This window comes from Protofrankia sp. CiP3 (assembly GCF_917627345.1).
In the GTDB taxonomy this organism is placed as follows: domain Bacteria; phylum Actinomycetota; class Actinomycetes; order Frankiales; family Frankiaceae; genus Protofrankia.
Map to the genome: position 1 here is coordinate 101,487 of NZ_CAKJTM010000004.1, position 20,248 is coordinate 121,734.

Annotated in this window: 16 protein-coding genes and 1 tRNA gene; 11 read left to right on the forward strand and 6 right to left on the reverse strand. The window is 66.8% G+C overall.

From position 1 onward, the window contains the following. Positions 1–187: 187 nt before the first annotated feature. Both MJ797_RS02690 and MJ797_RS02695 read left to right on the forward strand, forming a co-directional pair. Complete coding sequence (locus MJ797_RS02690; protein WP_239331475.1) at positions 188–538, forward strand: rhodanese-like domain-containing protein; 351 nt, start codon at positions 188–190, stop codon at positions 536–538. 186 nt (positions 539–724) lie between these two features. Continuing rightward, on the forward strand, positions 725–1,546 hold the full coding sequence (locus tag MJ797_RS02695) for an HNH endonuclease family protein (protein ID WP_239331477.1): 822 nt from the start codon (positions 725–727) through the stop codon (positions 1,544–1,546). Between the two features lie 380 nt (positions 1,547–1,926). Here MJ797_RS02695 and MJ797_RS02700 read toward each other — a convergent pair. Continuing rightward, positions 1,927–2,009: transfer RNA gene (locus MJ797_RS02700), tRNA-Leu, on the reverse strand. 113 nt (positions 2,010–2,122) lie between these two features. On the opposite strand from MJ797_RS02700, the gene MJ797_RS02705 reads away from it, so the two are divergent. The 7 genes from MJ797_RS02705 to pknB are packed head-to-tail and all read left to right on the forward strand — an operon-like array spanning position 2,123 to position 12,274. Then, complete coding sequence (locus MJ797_RS02705) at positions 2,123–3,634, forward strand: FhaA domain-containing protein (protein ID WP_239331479.1); 1,512 nt, start codon at positions 2,123–2,125, stop codon at positions 3,632–3,634. A gap of 6 nt (positions 3,635–3,640) precedes the next feature. Next, positions 3,641–4,171 (forward strand): FHA domain-containing protein, encoded by a 531-nt coding sequence (locus MJ797_RS02710; protein WP_239331481.1) that lies wholly within the window; start codon positions 3,641–3,643, stop codon positions 4,169–4,171. Next, entirely contained in the window at positions 4,168–5,607 is a 1,440-nt protein-coding gene (locus MJ797_RS02715; RefSeq protein WP_239331483.1) for a PP2C family serine/threonine-protein phosphatase, read from the forward strand. Before MJ797_RS02710 ends, MJ797_RS02715 begins: the two co-directional genes overlap by 4 nt. Before the next feature lie 10 nt (positions 5,608–5,617). After that, on the forward strand, positions 5,618–7,099 hold the full coding sequence (locus tag MJ797_RS02720; protein ID WP_239331485.1) for an FtsW/RodA/SpoVE family cell cycle protein: 1,482 nt from the start codon (positions 5,618–5,620) through the stop codon (positions 7,097–7,099). Next, positions 7,096–8,550, forward strand: a complete 1,455-nt coding sequence (locus MJ797_RS02725) for a penicillin-binding protein 2 (protein WP_239331487.1) — start codon at positions 7,096–7,098, stop codon at positions 8,548–8,550. The genes MJ797_RS02720 and MJ797_RS02725 overlap by 4 nt, the downstream gene beginning before the upstream one ends. Further along, a complete protein-coding gene (locus MJ797_RS02730) occupies positions 8,547–10,307 on the forward strand; it encodes a serine/threonine-protein kinase (RefSeq protein WP_374581271.1) in 1,761 nt (586 codons plus the stop codon). Before MJ797_RS02725 ends, MJ797_RS02730 begins: the two co-directional genes overlap by 4 nt. Next, the gene (gene pknB / locus MJ797_RS02735; protein WP_305039670.1) at positions 10,295–12,274 is read left to right on the forward strand and encodes a Stk1 family PASTA domain-containing Ser/Thr kinase; all 1,980 of its coding nucleotides are present in this window, start codon (positions 10,295–10,297) and stop codon (positions 12,272–12,274) included. The genes MJ797_RS02730 and pknB overlap by 13 nt, the downstream gene beginning before the upstream one ends. Before the next feature lie 19 nt (positions 12,275–12,293). Here pknB and MJ797_RS02740 read toward each other — a convergent pair whose 3' ends face one another. Together MJ797_RS02740 and MJ797_RS02745 are read right to left on the reverse strand one after the other, a co-directional pair. Then, a complete protein-coding gene (locus MJ797_RS02740; protein ID WP_239331489.1) occupies positions 12,294–12,941 on the reverse strand; it encodes an aminodeoxychorismate/anthranilate synthase component II in 648 nt (215 codons plus the stop codon). Positions 12,942–13,204: 263 nt separating this feature from the next. Next, a complete protein-coding gene (locus MJ797_RS02745; protein ID WP_239331491.1) occupies positions 13,205–14,968 on the reverse strand; it encodes an AMP-binding protein in 1,764 nt (587 codons plus the stop codon). Positions 14,969–15,369: 401 nt separating this feature from the next. Here MJ797_RS02745 and MJ797_RS02750 point away from each other — a divergent pair, with 401 nt between their 5' ends. After that, positions 15,370–15,678, forward strand: coding sequence for a cell division protein CrgA (locus MJ797_RS02750; RefSeq protein WP_239312503.1), 309 nt, complete (start codon positions 15,370–15,372; stop codon positions 15,676–15,678). A gap of 302 nt (positions 15,679–15,980) precedes the next feature. Continuing rightward, a complete protein-coding gene (locus tag MJ797_RS02755; protein ID WP_239331493.1) occupies positions 15,981–16,466 on the forward strand; it encodes a PH domain-containing protein in 486 nt (161 codons plus the stop codon). A gap of 39 nt (positions 16,467–16,505) precedes the next feature. Here the strand turns inward: MJ797_RS02755 and MJ797_RS02760 are convergent, their stop codons facing one another. The 3 genes from MJ797_RS02760 to MJ797_RS02770 form a co-directional block, all read right to left on the reverse strand. Then, positions 16,506–17,288 (reverse strand): rhomboid family intramembrane serine protease, encoded by a 783-nt coding sequence (locus MJ797_RS02760; RefSeq protein WP_239331495.1) that lies wholly within the window; start codon positions 17,286–17,288, stop codon positions 16,506–16,508. A gap of 274 nt (positions 17,289–17,562) precedes the next feature. Then, positions 17,563–18,087 carry a peptidylprolyl isomerase gene (locus MJ797_RS02765; protein WP_239312497.1) on the reverse strand — a complete coding sequence of 175 codons (525 nt, stop codon included), beginning with the start codon at positions 18,085–18,087 and terminating at the stop codon, positions 17,563–17,565. 369 nt (positions 18,088–18,456) lie between these two features. After that, positions 18,457–20,223: an FAD-dependent oxidoreductase gene (locus tag MJ797_RS02770; protein ID WP_239331497.1), complete on the reverse strand. Its 1,767-nt coding sequence runs from the start codon at positions 20,221–20,223 to the stop codon at positions 18,457–18,459. Positions 20,224–20,248: the final 25 nt, after the last annotated feature.

A 20,248-nucleotide genomic window follows, 5' to 3' on the forward strand; every position in this document is an offset into this window, starting at 1 on the left:
CGATAGAAAACAACCGGGCCGCTGTCTTTTGCGCCGCCAACAATCGGCCGCGGAATCAGCGGCCGGGCCCGGGAGGCATGTTGTGATCTTTGTCGCGCCAGTGAGCACACGTACCACCGGGCACCGGTGCGGAACCCGGCACGCCGAGGCTCCGGCTCACGACGGGGACAGCTGACAGGATGGGCGGATGGGCGCGGACGAGGTACCTTCAGTCACTATTGATCAGATTCCGGTCAACCTGTCACCAACCGCCGAAATCCTGCTCCTGGACGTCCGAGAGACCGCGGAGTGGGACGCCGGACATGTCTCCGGTGCGCTGCACATCCCCATGGGTGAGCTGCTCAAACGCCTCGACGAGGTGCCACGTGAACGGGATGTGGTGGTTGTCTGCCGGTCGGGGCAACGCTCGGCCGCAGTCACGGCTCACCTGCACCGAGGCGGCTGGCGGGCCCGCAACCTCAGCGGCGGGATGATCGCCTGGAATGCGGCGGGGCGCCCGATGGCAACCAACGCACCGCATCCGCCAGCGGTGATCTGACCGGTGCTACGGCTGGCCGCCGATGATGGTCGCCACGTCAGGGTCCCGCGCGGCGGGACTCAGTCCGCAGCCTTTCCGTCAAGGAGGCGGTCCTCGCTGTGGACAGGTCCACCGTATCCGCGATGCGCGGACCCGCGGCGGTGGATACCGCGCGATCAGCGCACGCGTGACGGGAGAATAGGCGTCATGAACCACGACGGTCCCGCCGTTTCGGCTACCGGCCCGCGGCCGTCCAGCGGCCGGAACCGAGATCTCCGCCGGACGCGAGAACCCCGCCCTCGCGGAGCCCCCGGCACCGCGAGGGCGCTGCTCGCGCTCTGCCTCGGACTCGTCTTCGTCGCGTCCGCCTGCGGCTCGGCCGGCGACGCCTCAGCCGCAAGCGCCGGAGCGGTCGGTGGCGCCGGCCAGGGCGGGCAGGCCGCCGCCGGAAGCGCCCTCGCGACGTTACGGTCGATGCCGGTCCACGCCGCGACGAACTCGCCGCCGTACCGGCGGGACAAGTTTGGTGATCCCTGGCAGGACGTCGACGGCAATGGTTGTGACACCCGGAACGACATCCTGCGCCGGGATCTGACGCTGGTGACCGTCAGGCAGGGGGACCCGTGTATCGTCCTGACCGGCGAACTAAAAGATCCATATACCAACCGGACCGTCCGTTTCAACAGGGCGCGGGACGCTGCGGCTGTCCAGATCGACCATGTCATCGCGTTGGCGGACTCCTGGCGCACCGGGGCCGCCTCCTGGCCATCGGACAAACTGGTCGCCTTCGCGAACGATCCGGAGAACTTGCTCGCGGTCGACGGCCCAACGAACCAGGACAAAAGCGACGACGACGCCGCCCAGTGGCTGCCGCCGAACCAGGCGTACCGGTGCCAGTATGTGGCCCGTCAGATCGGCGTGAAAGCCCGCTACGGGCTTTGGCTGGAGCCGGCCGAACGAGACGCCATGGCCAAAACGTTGGCCAAGTGCCCAGCTCAACCAGTACTCGGCGGCAACCGCAGGAATTGACCGATCATTTGACAGAAGCGGCCGCGGGCGTACCAGCGAGCGGCACACACAGACACAGCCCCACACTCGGGGTCACTCAACGGGCATATGCCGACAACAAAAAACTCAAGGAACACCACGCCAGCACATCTGAAACGAAGCTGAGAACGACCGGCAAGAAGGACGTAGATCAAGGAGCGGTGTCCAGGTGGATGGATCGCGAGGCTGCGGAGGGAGGCACGCTGATGCTGAGTGGCGACTTTCCAGATCATCGACCACGATTGATCAGGCATGCCCCAAAACCGAAGATCCAGGCATCAGGGGGCCAGGGAAGTGCCAGCGCATGGACACCACCACCGGTGAAGCCGCTCGAAGAGCGGCAAGCACCAAGAACCAGAACGTGGGCGAGGGGGGAGTTGAACCCCCACGTCCGTTAGGACACACGGACCTGAACCGTGCGCGTCTGCCATTCCGCCACTCGCCCGAGTGCGACTATCACGCTATCACGCGCTCCAGGCCGCCCGAGCCGTGGGCCGGGCGGAGATGGAAGCATACGATCTCAGGGCTGGGAGAAGGCCCAGAGGAGGGGAGGTCGGGATGGGCGTGCTACAACGCTTCGAGCGCCGCCTGGGCGGCCTCGTCGAGGGGGCGTTCGCCAAGGTCTTCAAGGGCGGCGTCGAACCGGTCGAGATCGCCAGTGCGCTGGCCCGGGAGACCGACGACCGGCGTGCGGCCAGCTCCAACCGGGTGCTCGTCCCCAACGAGTTCGCGGTCGAGCTCGCCGTCGGGGATTTCGCCCGGCTCGCTCCCTACACCCAAGCGCTCTGCGACGAGCTGGCCGAGATGGTCCGCGAACACGCAGCCGAGCAGCACTACACGTTTGTCGGTCCCGTCGGCGTACGCCTTGCCGAAGCCGATGATCTTGACGTCGGAGTGTTCCGCATCCGCAGCAGTGTCGCGGCGGCCGACCCCGGCGCCGTGACCGGTCGACGCGGGCCAGCACGCCCGCGCTCGAACGCCCCGGGAGCACCACGCCTGTTGATCTCCGTCAAGCCCGGCCCGAACGGGAGGGCAAGTGGAGACGAGCGCGAATATCCATTGGACAGCGAGACCACGGTCATCGGTCGCAGCGTAGAATGTGATATACGTCTCAACGACACAGGTGTTTCTCGCCGGCACGGCGAGGTCAGGCGGATGCAGGATGGCCAGTTCGTCTACATCGACCACGGCTCCACCAACGGCAGCATCGTCAATGGCCGAGCGGCCAGCCAGGTGCGGCTTGTCGACGGCGACCAGATCGAACTGGGCGCGACGATCCTCGCCTTCCGCCGGGAGGACCCGCGAGATGCTGGTGCGAACCGGGCCGCGCGGCGTGCTCCAGCCGGACCCGCGGGCGCGGCTGGAGCACCGGTCCCATACCCCGCCGCCACAATGCCGCCAGCCACCGCGCCAGCCGACACACGCGGCCGGCCGCCGGACCCCTACCGCGGCGCTCCCGGTGGATACCCGCCCCCACCAGCCGACCCCTATCGTGGGGGCCCATACCATGACGAGCCGAGGCGGGAAGACCCCTACCGGGGCAGCCCATACTATGACGAGCCAAGGCGGGAAGACCCCCGCCGGGGCGGTCAGTCAACCGGCTACCCACCACCGACGGATGCTTACCGGGGCGGCAGGCGGCCCGAAACCGGCCAGCCCATGGGGGGACGGCAGACTGCCCCGTATGAGGATCCGTATGGTGATCATCCTCGCTACAACGACCCTTACGCCGGGAGGGAGGGTCAGTACCGCGGTGGCGCAGACCCTCGTGACCAGCGTGCCGTCCGCATGCCCGGGCCGTCTCCGGAGCCTCAGGACGGGTATGGCCCAACCGTGGCTGGCTATGGAGCACCCGTTGATCATCGTCCGCCAAATGATCGTGGCTTTCCCTCGAGTCACGGCGACCCTCGGCGCGGCGTCCGGCCGGTTGGTCCCGACGACGGCGTCGATATGCATGAGCAGGAGACCTACCGTCCAGATCAGCCACACCCCGGCGCACGCCGGAACCCACCGGAACGTGGGCGTCCGGCCGGCGCGGCCGCGCCGCCTGAGCCCGATCGCGGCTGGTAGGCCGTTGTGAACGGCTCCGGACCGAGCAGTCTGGTGCTGCTTGTCGTTAAAATCAGTTTTCTGGCGCTACTGTGGGCATTTGTCCTGGCTGCCGTCCGCGCGGTCCGGCTGGACGTGTTCGGGCCGACAAAACGCCACCAGCAGCACATCCAGGCGGCAGCACGCCCGCCCCGCCCGGCACCGGCACCGGCACGTCAAGCCCCACCAGCACCATCGCAGAACAAGCCTCCCAGCCGACGTTCGCGAGCACCGAGCAAGCTTGTCGTTACGAAGGGTCAACTTGCAGGGACAACGCTTCCACTCGGGCCCATGCCTGTCACCATCGGACGGGCGCAGGACTCGACTCTGGTTCTGGAGGACGACTTCGCATCCGCGAGACATGCAAGACTCGTCCCCCACGACGGCCAGTGGTTCGTCGAAGATCTGGGCTCAACCAATGGCACATACCTCGACCGCACGAAGGTGACCAGTCCCATGCCGGTACCTCTCGGCGCGCCGGTCAGGATCGGGAAGACCGTCCTGGAGCTCCACCGGTGAGCCTTAGGCTTCACTACGCCGTTCGCTCGGACGTCGGCCATGTCCGAGAAGGCAACGAGGATTCCGCCTATGCGGGCGCACGCCTGGTAGCCGTCGCGGACGGCATGGGCGGGCACGCGGCCGGCGAAGTGGCCTCCTCTACCGTGATCTCCCAGCTGGCCGGGCTGGATGAGGATGCCAGCGCCGACGACATTCTGGATGCGCTGGCGGACTCGGTGGACCAGGCCAATGCCGCGCTGCGCGCGATGTCCAGCGAGGACGGATCGCTGGAGGGCATGGGTACCACGGTCACCGCGCTGCTGCTGTCAGGCAGCAGTCTCGGCGTGCTGCATGTCGGCGACTCACGCGCCTATCTGCTCCGCGATGGTGCCCTCAGCCAGGTGACCCATGACCACACGCTGGTCCAGGATCTGGTCGACCAGGGACGGATCACGGCCGAGCAGGCCGACACCCATCCACAGCGGTCCTTACTCATGCGCGCCCTCGACGGGCGCGACGTCGATCCGGATCTGTTCATCCAGAACGCGGTCATCGACGACCGCTACCTGCTCTGCACGGACGGCCTGTCCGGGGTCGTGACCGAAGTGACCATCCACGAGGCGCTACAGCTGACCAGCCCCCAGGAGGTCGTCGACCGGCTGGTCGAACTCGCGCTCAAGGGCGGTGGCCCCGACAACATCACGGTCGTTGTCGCCGACGTGGTGGAAGACAGTCACGAGGACGAGTACCGCCCGCTGATCGCCGGTGCCGCCGCGGAGAAACGGATCGTGCCGGGAGCCGCGGCGGCCCGTACCGGCCCGAACCCGCAGTTCCCCGACCAGGACTCACCGGCCGCCAAGGGAGCCCGGATCGGCCGGCACGGTACCCATCGCCGCGACCCGGAGCCGGACGACGTGCCCGATGACGTCTCAGCCCGGCGGTACGTCCCCCGGCCGCTGCTCGCTGGTCTGTGCGCCGTCGTGCTCCTCGGCGCCGCCGCGCTGGGTGCCTGGTTCTACATCCACAGGCAGTACTACGTCGGTGTGGACAACCAGCAGGTAGCAATCTTCGAAGGTGTCGATGGAAACTTCATCGGGATCTCCCTGCACACGTTCAAGGAGCCCGCACAGCCGGCCATAGCACTGACCGAGCTCAAGCCGATTGCCCGCGACACGGTGAAGCGCGGGTACCAGGTAGGCAGCCTCGGTGAGGCCCGCGACTTCATCAAGACCCTCCGGGAGCAGATGATGTCGGCCATCGCGGACCCCACCCCGAACAGCACGGCACCGGCCGTGACAGCCAGCGCGGCACCGACGCCCACCGCGGGTGCGGGCTCCACCGGGGGGGCGGAGCCCGTCGGGAGCCCCCAGACAGGCTCCGGTGGCGTTTCAGCCCAACTGCTCTGTGGCACCACGTCCTTGGCCAGCTGCGCCTCGTCGCTCGCCACACCAGGATGACGCCCGCAGGATGACAGCTCTCCCCCCGCTCCGCGGCAAAGCGGTCGACCTCACCGGAACCTTCGCACGGTACCCGGTCCCGGTCGGAGCGCAGTTGCCACCGTACCGTCGGCGGGAGCTGTGGCTGTTGCTGTTCGCGGGCCTGCTCGCGACCGCCGCGCTGGCGGCTGTGGTGCTGGCGATCGACGGGAGCCTCACCCTGTCGGTGTTCACCTACGGCCTCGGTTTCAGCGCGCTGTGGGGACTTGCCCATCTCGCGGTACGGCGGTTCGCACCGGCCGCCGACCCCATCCTGCTGCCATTGGTGGCGGCCCTCAACGGCCTCGGCCTGGTCATGATCTATCGACTGGACCTGGCCAAGGCCGCCGCCGCCGTCCGGGCGGGTAAACACGTCCCGCCTGGGACCGCCCAGCTCCAGCTGGTGTGGACGCTGCTCGCCCTCATCGTTTTCGTCCTGGTTCTGGCCATCGTCCGGGACCACCAGACGCTGTCGCGGTACGCGTACACCGCCGGCCTCGCCGGACTGGTCTTTCTGCTGCTGCCCGCCATGCCGCTGGTCGGCGCGACCATCAACGGCGCCCGGCTGTGGCTGCGGATCGGCCCGTTCACCTTCCAGCCCAGCGAAATATCGAAGATCATATTGATGATCTTCTTCGCCGGCTACCTGGTGAACAAACGCGACGTCCTCTCCGTGGTCTCCCGGTCCTTCCTCGGGATGCACTTCCCGCGCGCCCGCGATCTCGGACCGGTCCTCGTGGCATGGCTGGCGAGCCTTGGCGTCCTGGTCGTCGAGAAAGATCTCGGGTCATCCCTGCTGTTCTTCGGGATGTTCCTCGTCATCCTCTATGTCGCGACCGAGCGGGCGTCCTGGGTCGTCATCGGCCTCGCCCTGTTCATGCTCGGGGCGGTGCTGTCCTACAAGCTGTTCGGGCACGTCCAGGTCCGGGTGGACGGCTGGTTGCACGCCTTCGACGGGGACAACCCCACCAGCAAATCGTTCCAGCTGGTACAAGGCCTGTTCGGGTTCGCGGCTGGCGGGATCACCGGCACCGGGCTTGGGCAGGGCAGCCCTCAGCGGGTCCCCTTCGCCAACACCGACTTCATCGTCGCGAGCATCGGCGAGGAACTCGGCCTTGCCGGGATCATGGCGATCCTCGTCATCTACGGGCTGATCGTGACACGTGGCCTGCGAGCCGCCGTGGGCGCCCGTGACCCGTTCGGCAAGATGCTGGCGACCGGCCTGTCCGCGTCATTGGCCCTACAGGTCTTCGTGCAGGTCGGAGGCGTCATGCGGCTCATCCCGTTGACTGGTCTGACCCTGCCGTTCATCTCCTACGGAGGATCATCGATCGTTTCCAACGCCGCCATCATCGCGTTGTTGCTGCGGATCAGTGACTCCTACCGGCGCCCCGCGTCGGCCACGCCAGCCGCACCGCTGTTCGACCCGACCGCGGTGGCCGACAGCCCCACGCAGGTGGTAAAAACAACATGAACCCACCCATTCGCAAAGTCGCTATCGCGTGTCTGCTGCTGTTCAGCGCGCTGTTGATCAATGCCAACTGGCTACAGGCCAAGAACGCGGACACGCTGCGGCACAAGCCTGGCAACGCCCGCCAGATCACCGAACGGCTCGAGCGGGAGCGGGGTTCCATCGCCGTCGCGGGCGGCCAGGCAGTCGCGAGCTCGGTCCCGGTGGACGACGAGTACAAGTTCCAACGGCAGTACCCGGCCCCGACGCTCTACTCCAACATCATCGGCTACTACGGGCTGTACACCTCCGCGGGCCTGGAACGCTCCCAGAACGACTTCCTGTCCGGTGAGGACCAGCGGCTGTTCGTCTCCAAGGTCTCCGACCTGGTCACCGGCCGCGAACAGCGGGGTGGGAGCATTGTTACCACGTTGGTGCCGCAGATCCAGCAGGTGGCAACCACCGCGCTCGGCAACCGCAAGGGGGCGGTGGTGGCGCTCGACCCGAAGACCGGCGAAGTCCTTGCCATGGTGACAAACCCGACCTATGACCCGACCCCGCTGGCCAGTCACAATGAGACGACGGCCAGTAAGGCCGCTCAGGCGCTCAACACCGACCCCGACAAGCCCCTGCTCAACCGCGCGACTCAGGAGACCTACCCGCCGGGCTCGACGTTCAAGGTGATCGCCGCTGCGGCGGCGCTGGCCGCCGGCCACCACCTCGAGGAACGCATCGCGGCCCCCGACCAGCTCCAGCTGCCGCAGAGCAGAACCGTACTGCCGAACTTCGCTGGCGAACGCTGCGGTGACGGCCAGACCGACACCCTCATCCACGCCCTGACGATCTCCTGCAACACCGCGTTCGCCAAACTCGGCATCGACCTCGGCCACGACGCCCTGCGAGCGCAGGCCGAGGCCTTCGGCTTCAATTCGACCGTGCCGGACTTTCCCCTGGCACAGGTGGCGAGCGTCTATCCGACCGCATCGCTCGACGGTGCGCAGACCGCGCAGTCGGCTATCGGGCAGTTCGACGACAAGGTCACACCGCTGCAGATGGCCCAGGTGGCCGCGGCGATCGGTAACAACGGGGTCATGATGCGGCCCTACCTCGTGGCCGAACTGCTTGGCCCTGACCTGAAAGCGATCAGCCGGACCGAACCCGAGGTCTACAAACGACCGGTCAGCGCGGAGGTTGCCGCGAACCTGAACACCATGATGCAAAGTGTCGTCACCAGCGGCACCGGCACCAAGGCACAGATCCCCGGAGTCGCCGTCGCCGGCAAGACCGGCACCGCTGAGCACGGCGACAACGAGCCCCCGCACGCGTGGTTCATCGGCTTCGCCCCGGCGGTCAACCCGACCGTCGCCGTCGCGGTGATCGTCGAAAATGGTGGCGGCGAACTCAGCACCGGCGGCGCGGTGGCCGCTCCCGTGGCCCAACAGGTCATGAAAGCCGCATTGGGCATCCGCCGGTGACAGCCCCGACACCGCCGGGCTTCGGCGAACCGCGCCCCGATGCGGCGGTACCGGCCGGCCAGTCGGTGGCGGCACCGCCGGCCGCGCACCCCTTCGGCGGCTCGGCGAAGGGCACCCTCCTCGATGGCCGCTACCTGCTGGAAGGACGCATTGCCACCGGCGGTATGGGTGAGGTGTGGCGGGGCCTCGACCAGACCCTCGGCCGTCCCGTCGCCGTGAAACTGCTGCGCCCCGAGTACGCCAGCGACGAGTCGTTCCTCGTCCGTTTCCGCGGCGAGGCACGCCACGCCGCCCGGGTGTCGCACCCGGGCGTGGCTTCCGTTTACGACTACGGCGAGGTCATCGTCCAGGGTGACCATCCGACCGCGTACCTGGTGATGGAGCTGGTCGAGGGCGAACCGCTGTCCGCGCTGCTGCACCGGGAGAAACGGCTGTCCCCGGAGAAGACCCTCGATGTCCTCGGGCAGGCTGCGGACGCGCTGCAGGCGGCACACGCCCTGGGGGTGGTCCACCGTGACGTCAAACCCGGCAACCTGCTGCTGCGTACCGACGGTGCGATCAAGGTCACCGACTTCGGGATCGCCCGCGCGGTCGACGCGGCGCCGCTGACCGCGACCGGCATCATGATGGGCACCGCGTACTACGTCTCCCCAGAACAGGCGTCAGGGCGGCCGGTGACACCGGCGAGTGACGTGTACTCCCTGGGCGTGGTCGCCTACGAGTGCCTCGCGGGCCGACGTCCCTTCGACGACCGCAATCCGATTGTCGTCGTGATGGCCCACCAGCAGGACGAGCCTCCGCCGCTGCCGCCTGATGTACCCGAACCGGTCCGTGGGCTCGTTCAGGCCGCGATGGCGAAGGACCCGGCCCGCAGACCGGCGTCCGCTGGCGCGTTCGGACGCACCGCAGCCACCGTCCGCCGGAATTTGTGGAACGCCGACGCGACCCGCCGAGGCGTCGGCCCGGGGCCGGTATCCCGGTCGGGCTCGGACACCACCGCCAGGCGCCCGAGCCCGACCGGTGCCCATGGCGGATCGGACACCGCGACAAGGGCGCCCACCCGGGAGCGGCCACCGTCGTGGACCCGTCAGCCATCCTGGACCACCAGCTCCCCCGCGGAGATCCGTCCCCATTGGGACCCGCGGGCCGGCGGGGATGTGGCGTCCCCGAACAGCCAGGAGCCACACGCCTACGGCTCCGGTCACGCGCCGGGGGGCTCCGCGGCATCTCAGCGGGCTCCCGACAGCGGCGTGGGCCCCACAGGCGGGACAGCCGCCGCGCTCTGGGATGCCCAGACCCACCGTGCCTCCTCCGCCACCAGCCAGCCGGACGCCCGGCTGCCAGACATCCACGCCTGGCAGCCCTCACCGCCGAGCCGCACCGCCGGCTCGGCATTCGATGGGCGGGCAGCCAGACGGCGGGCCGGCGGTGACCGGGGCGGCTCCGCGGCTGTGGGGCGACAAAAAATGTCACTACCCGTCCTGATCCTCCTGCTGATCGTCACTGTCGTCGTCGTCGCGTTGATCACTCGGACGATCGCCGGAAGTAGCGGATCATCCACGAGCGCGCCGCCACCGACCTGGGCGGTGCACGTGCCGGGGAGCGGAGGTGGCATCGTCACCGGTGACAACGTGACCGGGAACGGCCGGATGGCGGGGGACCGGATTACCGCGGCGACCACAATCGCTGGACGTTCACGGCAGGTCCGCGGCTATCAGCCCGGAAAACGGAAGGGCGAGTACGGGTGGCAGGCGTGACTGAGGTGTTCGGGACCGAACCTCGCCTGGTGGGTCAGCGCTACGAGCTGGGTGAGATCCTCGGTTACGGTGGTATGGCCGAGGTTTACCGTGGTCGCGATGTGCGGCTCGGACGCGAGGTCGCGGTCAAGACGCTGCGCGCTGATCTCGCGCGTGATGAGACCTTCCTGGCCAGGTTCCGGCGCGAAGCGCAGTCGTCCGCGGCGCTCAACCATCCAGCCATCGTGTCCGTCTACGACACCGGCGAAGATCTGATCAACGGCATGACCATCCCGTATATCGTGATGGAGTACGTGGAGGGCCGTACCCTGCGTGACGTGCTCCAGCGCGAAGGCCGCTTCACCGAGCGCCGGGCCATGGAAATCACCTCCGACGTGTGCGCCGCGCTCGACTACAGCCACCGGATGGGGATCATCCACCGGGACATCAAGCCCGCGAACGTGATGCTCTGCCTGGACGGCTCGGTCAAGGTGATGGACTTCGGCATCGCTCGGGCGACCACCGCCACCACATCGCACATGACGCAGACCGCCGCGGTGATCGGCACCGCCCAGTACCTGTCACCGGAACAGGCGCGCGGGGTGCGGGTGGACGCCCGCAGCGACGTCTACTCGACCGGAGTGCTGCTCTACGAACTACTGACCGGGCTTCCGCCGTTCCGCGGCGACTCCCCGGTCGCTGTCGCCTATCAGCACGTACGGGAGAATCCGCAGCCACCGTCCACGCATGACCGCGACATCACGCCCGAGGCCGACGCGATCGTGTTCAAGGCGATGGAAAAGGATCCCGACCGCCGCTATGGCACGGCCGGAGAAATGCGTGACGATCTGGAACGTGCCCTTACCGGTCGGCGGATATACGCGCCACCGCTCATGGGTGACCAGCTCGCCACCCGGCTGAACCCACCCGGGCCGTCAACGGGGACACAGGTGATCTCGCGTGATCACGATGCCTACTACGGGGACGCCTACGGTGATCCCTACGGCCAGACCAGCGGCTACAACCGAGCCGGCTCCGATTACCTCGATCGGCCGGGCGACGGTGGCACCGGTCCGCTCGACGGCGGCCCGCTCGGTGCCGGGACCCCGCCGGAACCCGAGCGGCGTTCGGCAGCCTGGAAGTACATTCTGGCCGGGCTGTCGGTCGTGGTGGTGTTCGTTGTCGTCACGTTGATGGCGACCAGGTTCCTCGGGGGCGGCTCGTCCACCGGCGGCACCACAAACACCGCGAATATCCCGGCAAACATCGTCGGACAGTCCAAGACGGTGGCCACGAACAACCTCCAGAACGCCGGTTTCACCAACATCCACTCGAACACCGTCCAGAGCGACGCCCCCAAGGACCAGGTCACCGCGGTTGACCCGCCGTCAGGTACCAAAGCGGCCAAGACCGCTGTGGTCACCCTCAGCGTGTCGGCCGGAGCCGGACAGCTTGTCGTCCCGCCGGTGGTGGGTCTCACCCAGAACGATGCGATCACCCAGTTGAAGGCGGCCGGGCTCACGCCCAAGGTCGCCACGTTCACCGACGCGACCACGCAGAAGCCGGGCACCGTCCAGTCCGCCGACCCGGACGTCGGAACATCGGTGGCCGCTGGCGACACGGTCACCATCTACGTGGTCAGCCAGCAGATCACCGTCCCCGATGTGACAAACCAGCCTCTCGACGCGGCAAAGGCCACCTTGGAGGGATACGGCTTCAAGGTGAGCCAGCAGTCCACCGCGAGCAGTCAGCCGACCGGCACTGTGGTCGCCCAGACACCGAGGAACAGTTCCGTCAGCCGCGGCTCGACCGTGACGCTGTATGTGTCGCAGCAGACCGACAACACCACGATCCCAACCCAGACAACCGCCCCGACGCCGACCAAGACGGCGTCACCCTCCCCAAGCCCGACACCGTCACAATCCCCGACTGGGGCATCCCCAACAAGCTCACACACGCCACGACTCGGCAACGGATTGCTGCAGTAGCCCCGGGCCGGACGCCCAGTCAGGCAAAGGCGCTCTGTCGCAGGGTTTCGACCTCGGCCGACAGCTGGGGCGCTACCGACAGCGCTGCGTCGTCCCCACAGACCGACAGCCAGCGGGCCAGCAACAGGTGACCGCCCTGGGTCAGCACGGACTCGGGGTGGAACTGGACTCCTTCCAGCGGCAGAGACTGATGGCGCATTGCCATGACAACACCACTCTCGGTGCGCGCAGTCACCTTGATCTCGTCCGGCAGTGTCGCGGCATCCACCGCGAGCGAGTGATACCGCGTGGCGATGAACGGCGACGGCAGGTCCGCCAGCACGCCCGCGCCGGCGTGATGGACCACCGAGGTCTTTCCGTGCAGCAGCTCGGGCGCCCGACCGACCGTCGCCCCGAACGCCACCCCGAGTGCCTGATGGCCAAGGCACACCCCGAGCATGGGCACTTTGGCCACGGCGCACGCGCGCACCATCGGGACGCTCACTCCGGCCGCCTCCGGCGTGCCCGGCCCGGGTGAGAGCAGCACCCCAGCAACACCGTACGCAACAAGATCATCAACTTCGACCTCGTCGTTACGGCGAACGATGCTGCCCACGCCGAGTTGCCCCAGGTACTGCACCAGGTTGAACACGAATGAGTCGTAGTTGTCGATCACCAGGATCCGCATTGACCTCTCCTCTGCCTGGCACCGGCCGGATGCCCCAGCGGAACGCAACGGCGTCAGCCGACCTGGTGTCAGCTCGGTCGGCCTCACCTGATCTCAGCAGAACTGACATCATCTGGCCAGCCTGATGACCCGCCGTTACAAGCACAGAGTGGACACCGCCGGTTGTGCCCGGCACTAGAAAGAGCCCACGCGGGAAGCGGCCCATGCCCCGGCACAGACGGACACGAACCGGCTCGGACGCCCGCCGGATGGCGGGGGCCCGGTCAGCCCTCGGCGGCGTCCCGCTCAGAACCGCCCTGCCCCTCCCCAGCCCCGGCTTTTTCCTCATCCCGCAGCGCCCGGCGCAGGACCTTGCCGACTCCGACCTTCGGCAACGGCTTCGTCCGAAATTCGATGATTTTTGGGACTTTGTACGCGGACAGCCGCTTGGCCGCATACGCCCGCACCTCGTCGACGGTCAGGGATGCGCCAGGCCGCAGCACCAGGAAGGCCTTGACCGTCTCACCGCGGTAAGCGTCCGGGACGCCGATCACGGCGACCTCGGCGACCTCGGCGAGCCCCAACAGGACCTCCTCGATCTCAGTCGGGTAGATGTTGAAGCCACCCGCAATAATGATCTCCTTTTTCCGATCAACGATCTCGAACCAGCCGCCTGAATCCATCCGCGCGATGTCACCGGTGAGGATCCAGCCGTCCGCGGTCAGCGTGGCCTTGGTGGCCGCCGGGTTCTCCCAATAGCCGGCGAACACCTGCGGGCCCCGCACCATCAATTCACCGGACTCACCCACCGGCATCTCCTTGGTGCAGTCCTCACTGTCAACAATCTTCGCCTCGGTGGACGGGACGGGCAGGCCGATCCACCCTGGGCGGGTCGCGCCTCCCAACGGGCAGGCGTGGGTCAACGGTGCGGTCTCGGTCATGCCGTATCCCTCGACAAGCGGCATACCGGTCGCCGACTCCCAACGCTGTTGTAGATCGGCGGAAAGTTTCATCGCGCCGGACAGGCAGCCCCGGAGCGAGGTGAGGTCGGCGTTTCTCGCCCGCGGGCTGTCCAACAGCGCCTGGTAAATGGGTGGGACCCCCGGGAAAAGCGTCGGACGATGTTTGGCAATGGCGTCGAACACCATGGTCACATCAAACTTCGGCAACAGCACGACATGCGCCCCGAGCACCATTCCCTGAATCATGCACAGCGTCATCCCGTAGGCATGGAACATCGGCAGCACCGCAATGAGTACCTCGTGCCCCGGACGGGCTCCGACGATCCACGCCCGGCCCTGTTCACCGTTCACGACGAGATTACGATGGGTCAGCATCGCGCCTTTGGCCGTACCGGTCGTTCCAGTGGTGTACAGCAGGACGGCGACATCGGACGCCGCAGCCTGGACCGATGTGCTCACCGGCGTGGCCCGGCCGGTCCTCAGCACGTCGAGGAAGGCGTGCGCCCGGGCATCCGTGGGCAGCTCCGTCACAACTTCGGCGCGTTTCCTGCGCGCCTTGGCGATCGGCAACCGGAGCAACAGCTGGTCCTTTTTGGGCAGAAAATCCGGAATCGAGGTGGCAATGACCTCCCGAACTTTCGTCCGGCCGGATCGGCGAGCCGCCGCCACCGCCGGGTAAGTACGGTCGAGACAGATCACGTACTCCGCTCCGCAGTCGGCGAGCTGATGGGTCAGCTCGGTCTCGGTGTAGAGGGGATTCGCCTCGGCCACAATCGCGCCGAGCCGCAGCACCGCCTGAAAAGCGATCACATGTTGTGGGCAGTTCGGCAGGATCAACGCGACGCGATCGCCGGCCCGGACGCCCAGCTTCGCAAGACCCTCAGCAAATGCGCCGACCTGCTGGGAGAGCGCGCCATAGGTCAGCGTGGTACCAAAGAAAGAAATCGCTGGACTTTTCGGAAATCTGGCCACAATATTCTCGAACAACTGGCTCAGCGTGATATCAGGGATCTCAACGTCCGTGGGGACACCATCGACGTAGGATGATTGCCACGGCTTGTCAGCATAGGTAGTGGCTTTGGTCACAACACTCTCCCGCTCGGTCGTCGATCCACCTGGCATCGCGGGTACGCTCCTAGGCTCCCCAGGGCCTCCCAGTACACGAAAAAATCATCATCGCGTACTCTCCGGCCACTCGTCAGTTTGCGGTTGGGCATCATTCTGGCAAGAAAACGAACAAGAAACATCCTAGGCGGGCCGGTATAATGCGCCGACCACACGGGCGGGACCCTGGGCACTCCTCGCTATGGGAGCTACGGAGCCGCGCGCCGCAACCGCAACCAACCGGGCCGAACCAAGCCGCCAGCCCCGGCAGATCTGGGCGGACAGGTTCGGAATGGCACGTTCGGCGGGGCCTGGCGACGGGCCTGTCTACCCTGTGGGACAGCTGGTCCGCGGTATCCCCGGCCAATGCCCGCGGCGGGGGGATGGCGGCCAGCCCACGAAGCTCGTCACGGTCCTCAAGGAGCCCCGAAGTGCCCGTTTCCCGACGTCGCAAGAAGAAGTCGACTACCTCGCCGCCCCAGGCCCCCCAGGTCCGCAAGCGCAAGCCGCCGTCTCCGCCGTGGGTAGGCGCAACGATCATAGCACTCTTTGCAATCGGGATCATCTGGCTACTGATTTACTACTTTTCCAACGGTGGCGTCCCGGGAATGGACAGCCTGGGCGCCTGGAACATCCTGATTGGGTTCGGTTTTGTCGTAATTGGCCTTGGCGTGGCGACGCAGTGGAGGTAATGCGCACCGGTAGTTCTTCCGGAGAGTTCCACGGCTGTCATTCGTCCCCAACGGTTGTCCACAATGTGGATATCCCATGGCGGGAACCCGCTCCCCGCGCGGGCACCCCTCAATTATCACGGTGGGTATCCGAAGGGCAACCGTGAAGAGTACGCGACGCATGACGACCGCTCGACCGCCGACTAGATGATTATTTTCATGTGGCCGCCGGGCAACGGAACCGTGCTCACGCCGAGCAGGCCGAACGGGATCCTGCGCCCGGCCCGGACGGACGGTGAGCGCGATGTACTGTGCTGGGTGACATGCGTGACGACGAATTCGGTGCCCACGGAGTCGACGCCAGGGCCGCCGGCTCACGCGCCTGGTCGCCGTCGTGGCGGCGGGTGATCCTCTATGCGGCGGCCGGGATGATCGTGCTCGCGATCGCGGCCACCGGCTCACTCGCCTCCCGGTTGAGTTCACTGGACAACCCAGGCCGTCTCCTGATCGGGCTCAGCGGTGCCGGCCTGCTCGCGCTCGCTGTGCGGGACGCCGTCGCCCGGCCCGCGCTGCGGGTGGACGACGGCGGCATCGACCTGGTGGACGGGATCCACCGGCGGCGGCTGCCCTGGGCCGCTGTGCTGCGGGTACAGGCCAGCACCCTGACGCACAACCGTCGTGGCGTGCACATCCACGTTCTCATCGTCGAGACAATCGATGGCCCCGTGCTGCTCAGCCGTCGCCAGCTCGGCGCCGCACCCGAGCGGATCGCCGCGGTGGTGGAGGAGATCCGTCGCCGCCACGGCTGACATCCGCGACCGGGGTGGCACAACGCCGCCGGCCAGCCATCACGTGCTCAGGACCGCGGCTGCCAGCAACACGGCGAGAATGCCGCCCACGGCGACCGCCTGCAACCAGGTCCGGCGTGGCGGCACGTAGGCATACACCACGCCGACAGACAGGCCAGTCACGAGACCGCCGATATGACCCCATTTGTCGATCCCGCTGATGGTGAAACTGATGATCATATTGATGCCAACGACAACGAGGATCGCCGACGTATCCGCCCGCAGCCGTCTGGCGATCACGTAGTACGCCGCGAAGAACCCGAACACCGCGGTGGATGCGCCGACCGAGAAGGTGTTCCAGCCGTTGACCAAATAACTGAGCGTGTTCCCGCCGACGGCACACACCACGAACAGCGCAAGGTAGCGCACCCGGCCGAGAATCTGCTCCAGCTGGTATCCGAGCAGGTAGAGCGCATACATATTGAGCAGGATGTGCAAGATACCCGCATGCAGAAACGCCGCGGTCAGCAACCGGTAGTATTCACCATGGATCGCTATTGCCAGACCACTGAGCTCGAAGTCTCGGGTGAAGGCGTTGTCGGTACCGCCGCCGAGTCCCGGCAGCCCCTGTAGGATGTACGCGATCACGCACATCCCGATGAGCATCTGGGTGACCAGCCCGGGACGTCCCACCAGCTGCCCACCGAGCTGGCTGCCCGGCCGCCGGGAGAAGCCGCCGGAACGGCGGTCCTGCCTGCCGGCTTCGTCCGGGCAGTGGAACCCGACGGCCGCGGGACGCATGCAGTCCGGGCAGATCGGGCGGTCGCACCGCTGGCAGGACACATAGGTTTCGCGCTCTGGATGCCGATAGCAGCGCGGGACGAGCGCGGGTCCGCTCCCGCCTGCCGGCGGACCGCCCGCGGGCTGGGCGGGCGGCGTCCAGCCGTCAGGCGGAGCTGGCGGCCCGACCACGGGACGCCAGCCATCGGGTCCCGATGATTGTTGTCCAGCTGGCTGGCCGGGACCGACAGCTCCGCCGTCCGAAGCTGCGGCAGCACCGGCCGGCTCCGACCAAGGTGATTTCATCATGTCGGCCCCGACCTAAGCCCGAGCCGCCCTAGACCGTACGGCGTTCGATGACGACCTGCTGCACCACCACATCGGTGGTGGGACGGTCCTGGGCACCCGTCGGCGCTTTGCTGATCGCGTCCACGATCTCGGTGCCGCGCGTGACCTCACCGAAAATCGTGTGCTTGCGGTCCAACCAGGTCGTCGCCGCCACGGTGATGAAAAACTGGGAACCGTTGGTGCCCGGACCCGAGTTCGCCATCGCGAGCAGGTACGGCCGAGAGAAGCGCAGCTCCGGGTGGAACTCGTCGGCAAACTTGTAACCCGGGCCGCCACGGCCGCTGCCCAACGGGTCACCGCCCTGGATCATGAAATCCGGGATCACCCGATGAAAAATCGTCCCGTCGTACAAGGGAGTCGTTCGCTTCTCGCCCGTCCGCGGGTCGGTCCACTCCCGCGTGCCGGTGGCGAGACCGACGAAATTCGCGACCGTCTTCGGCGCCTGGTTTTCGAACAGCAGAATCTCAACGTCACCCTGAGTCGTCCTCAGTGTGGCGTACAGCTCCTCAGCCATGAGTCTTCTCTTCCGTCGTGTCGGTGGTGGCTGATCGCCGGTAGCGGCGGGTATCGCGTCGCGGGTCCAACGACCGCCGTGTCCTTGATGCTCCGCCGATCGTATGCGTCGGAGCACGGGCCAACACGGCGCGATGGCGGCTCCATCCGAACAGCGAGGCCGACATGAGGGCGACATGAGGACAACATGCGGCCGGCATGATGGCGACACGACGCCGGCAGCCGGCCGCCCCACGCTGCACCAGGCGATTCCCGTGCCGTCGAGGCCACTTCCGATCGCGGCCGAGCAGACCCGGTCGCCGGCCCGGCCACGGCGGCCGGTAGCGGAGGCTCAACGCTGCGTGCGACCGCACCAGCAGCGGACTCAGTGTCAATCCCGACGACGTTCAGGACCCTTTGCAAGGCCGATAGTGTAGGCAGCTGGCGCATGTTCAGGCACAACCGGATACAGCGGACTAATTGGTGCAATTCGCTTATAACGTGATCCGGCTGGTGGACGCTGGTCGGGCTCACCCTTGTTCGGCCACAGTGAGATCGCTCGTTCGGCCAACGCCGTGATCGTCAGCGACGGGTTGACGCCGAGATTAGCCGCGACCGCCGCACCGTCGACCACATGCAGGCCGTCATATCCGAAGATCCGGTGGTAGGGGTCGATGACCCCATTGGCCGGGGAGTCCCCGATCGGGGCACCACCGAGGATGTGCGCCGTCATAGGAATATCAAGAACCTCCGGGAGCGTGCCACCCGGAAAGCCATCGACATGCTTGGCGATTCGCCGAGTCGCGTCATTGCCAGCCGGAATCCAGGTTGGATTCGGCTGACCGTGGCCCCGCGTGCTGGTGAGCCTGTAACGACCGAGCAGGCCCCGCCGCCGGACGAGGGTGAGCGAATTATCCCGCGACTGCATGACCAGCGAAATCATGGTGCGTTCCGACCATCGCCACGGCAGCGGTGAGAACAGCAGCGGCAACGGATGCCGCAGCGCTGCGCCCACAAACACCAGCCAGCGGGGCAAACGATGATCACCATCAGTCATGAGCGTGGCCAACAGCGCCATGGCGTTACTACCCCGACCATAACGGACGGGTTCGATATGGGTGTCCGCCGCCGGATAAAAGGACGACGTAATCGCCACCCCGCGAGCGAGCCGCCGGTCCGGTCGGAATCTGGTGGTGCCGATAATGGACTCCGAATTCGTGCGGGTCAGCTCGCCGACCCGGGACGACAGCGCCGGTAGCACGCCGGTATCCCGCATGGCTAGCAGGAGGCGCACGGTACCGAGCACCCCACCCGCGAATACGACCTGGTCCGCATGCCACCTCCGCTGTCCTCCGCCGACCCAGGAACCGGTGCGGACCGTACTGACTTCATAACCTCCGGTCGCCAGCGGACGAACCGCCTCAGCCTGGGTGTCGGGAAAAACTCGGACACCCAGTTTCTCAGCCAGGTAAAGATAGTTGTAGTCGAGGGTGTTCTTCGCGTTCCAACGACAACCGGTCATGCATTCACCGCATTCACGGCAGCCGGTACGGGTCGGCCCGACACCTCCGAAATAGGGGTCCGCGACCTCGACACCGGGCTCCTTGTTACCGGACCGGCCGAAAAAAACACCCACGTCGGCCAAGCGGAATGTATCGCCGGCACCCATTTCCTCGGCGACCGCCCGGTACACCTCGTCAGTATAGGTGGTCGTCGGGTTGGGTACCATCCCAAGCATCCGCTCAGCCTGGTCGTAGTAGGGCGCAAGCTCCTGTCGCCAATCGGTGATATGACTCCACTGACGATTGGCGTAGAAAGCGTCCAGCGGACGGTAGAGTGTGTTCGCGTAAACAACCGAACCACCACCGACAGCCGCCCCGGAAAGAACGAGGAGACGGCCTATCATATTAATTTTCTGAAATCCGTGGCAACCAAGTCGAGGCGCCCACAAATAACGACTAATTCTCCAGTTCGTTCGAGGGAGAGCAGCCGGGGGGAATCGCCGGCCAGCCTCCAGGACAACGACACGGTAGCCTTTTTCCGCAAGCCGGAGAGCGGTAACGCTTCCGCCGAAGCCAGAGCCGATCACAATCACGTCGGCGGCCAGCTCCGCACTCTCGTCACGTGCGGAGGTACTCGGCCAGGGTCGCTGGGTCATCCTTGCCTCCGGCATGCCACTTCCC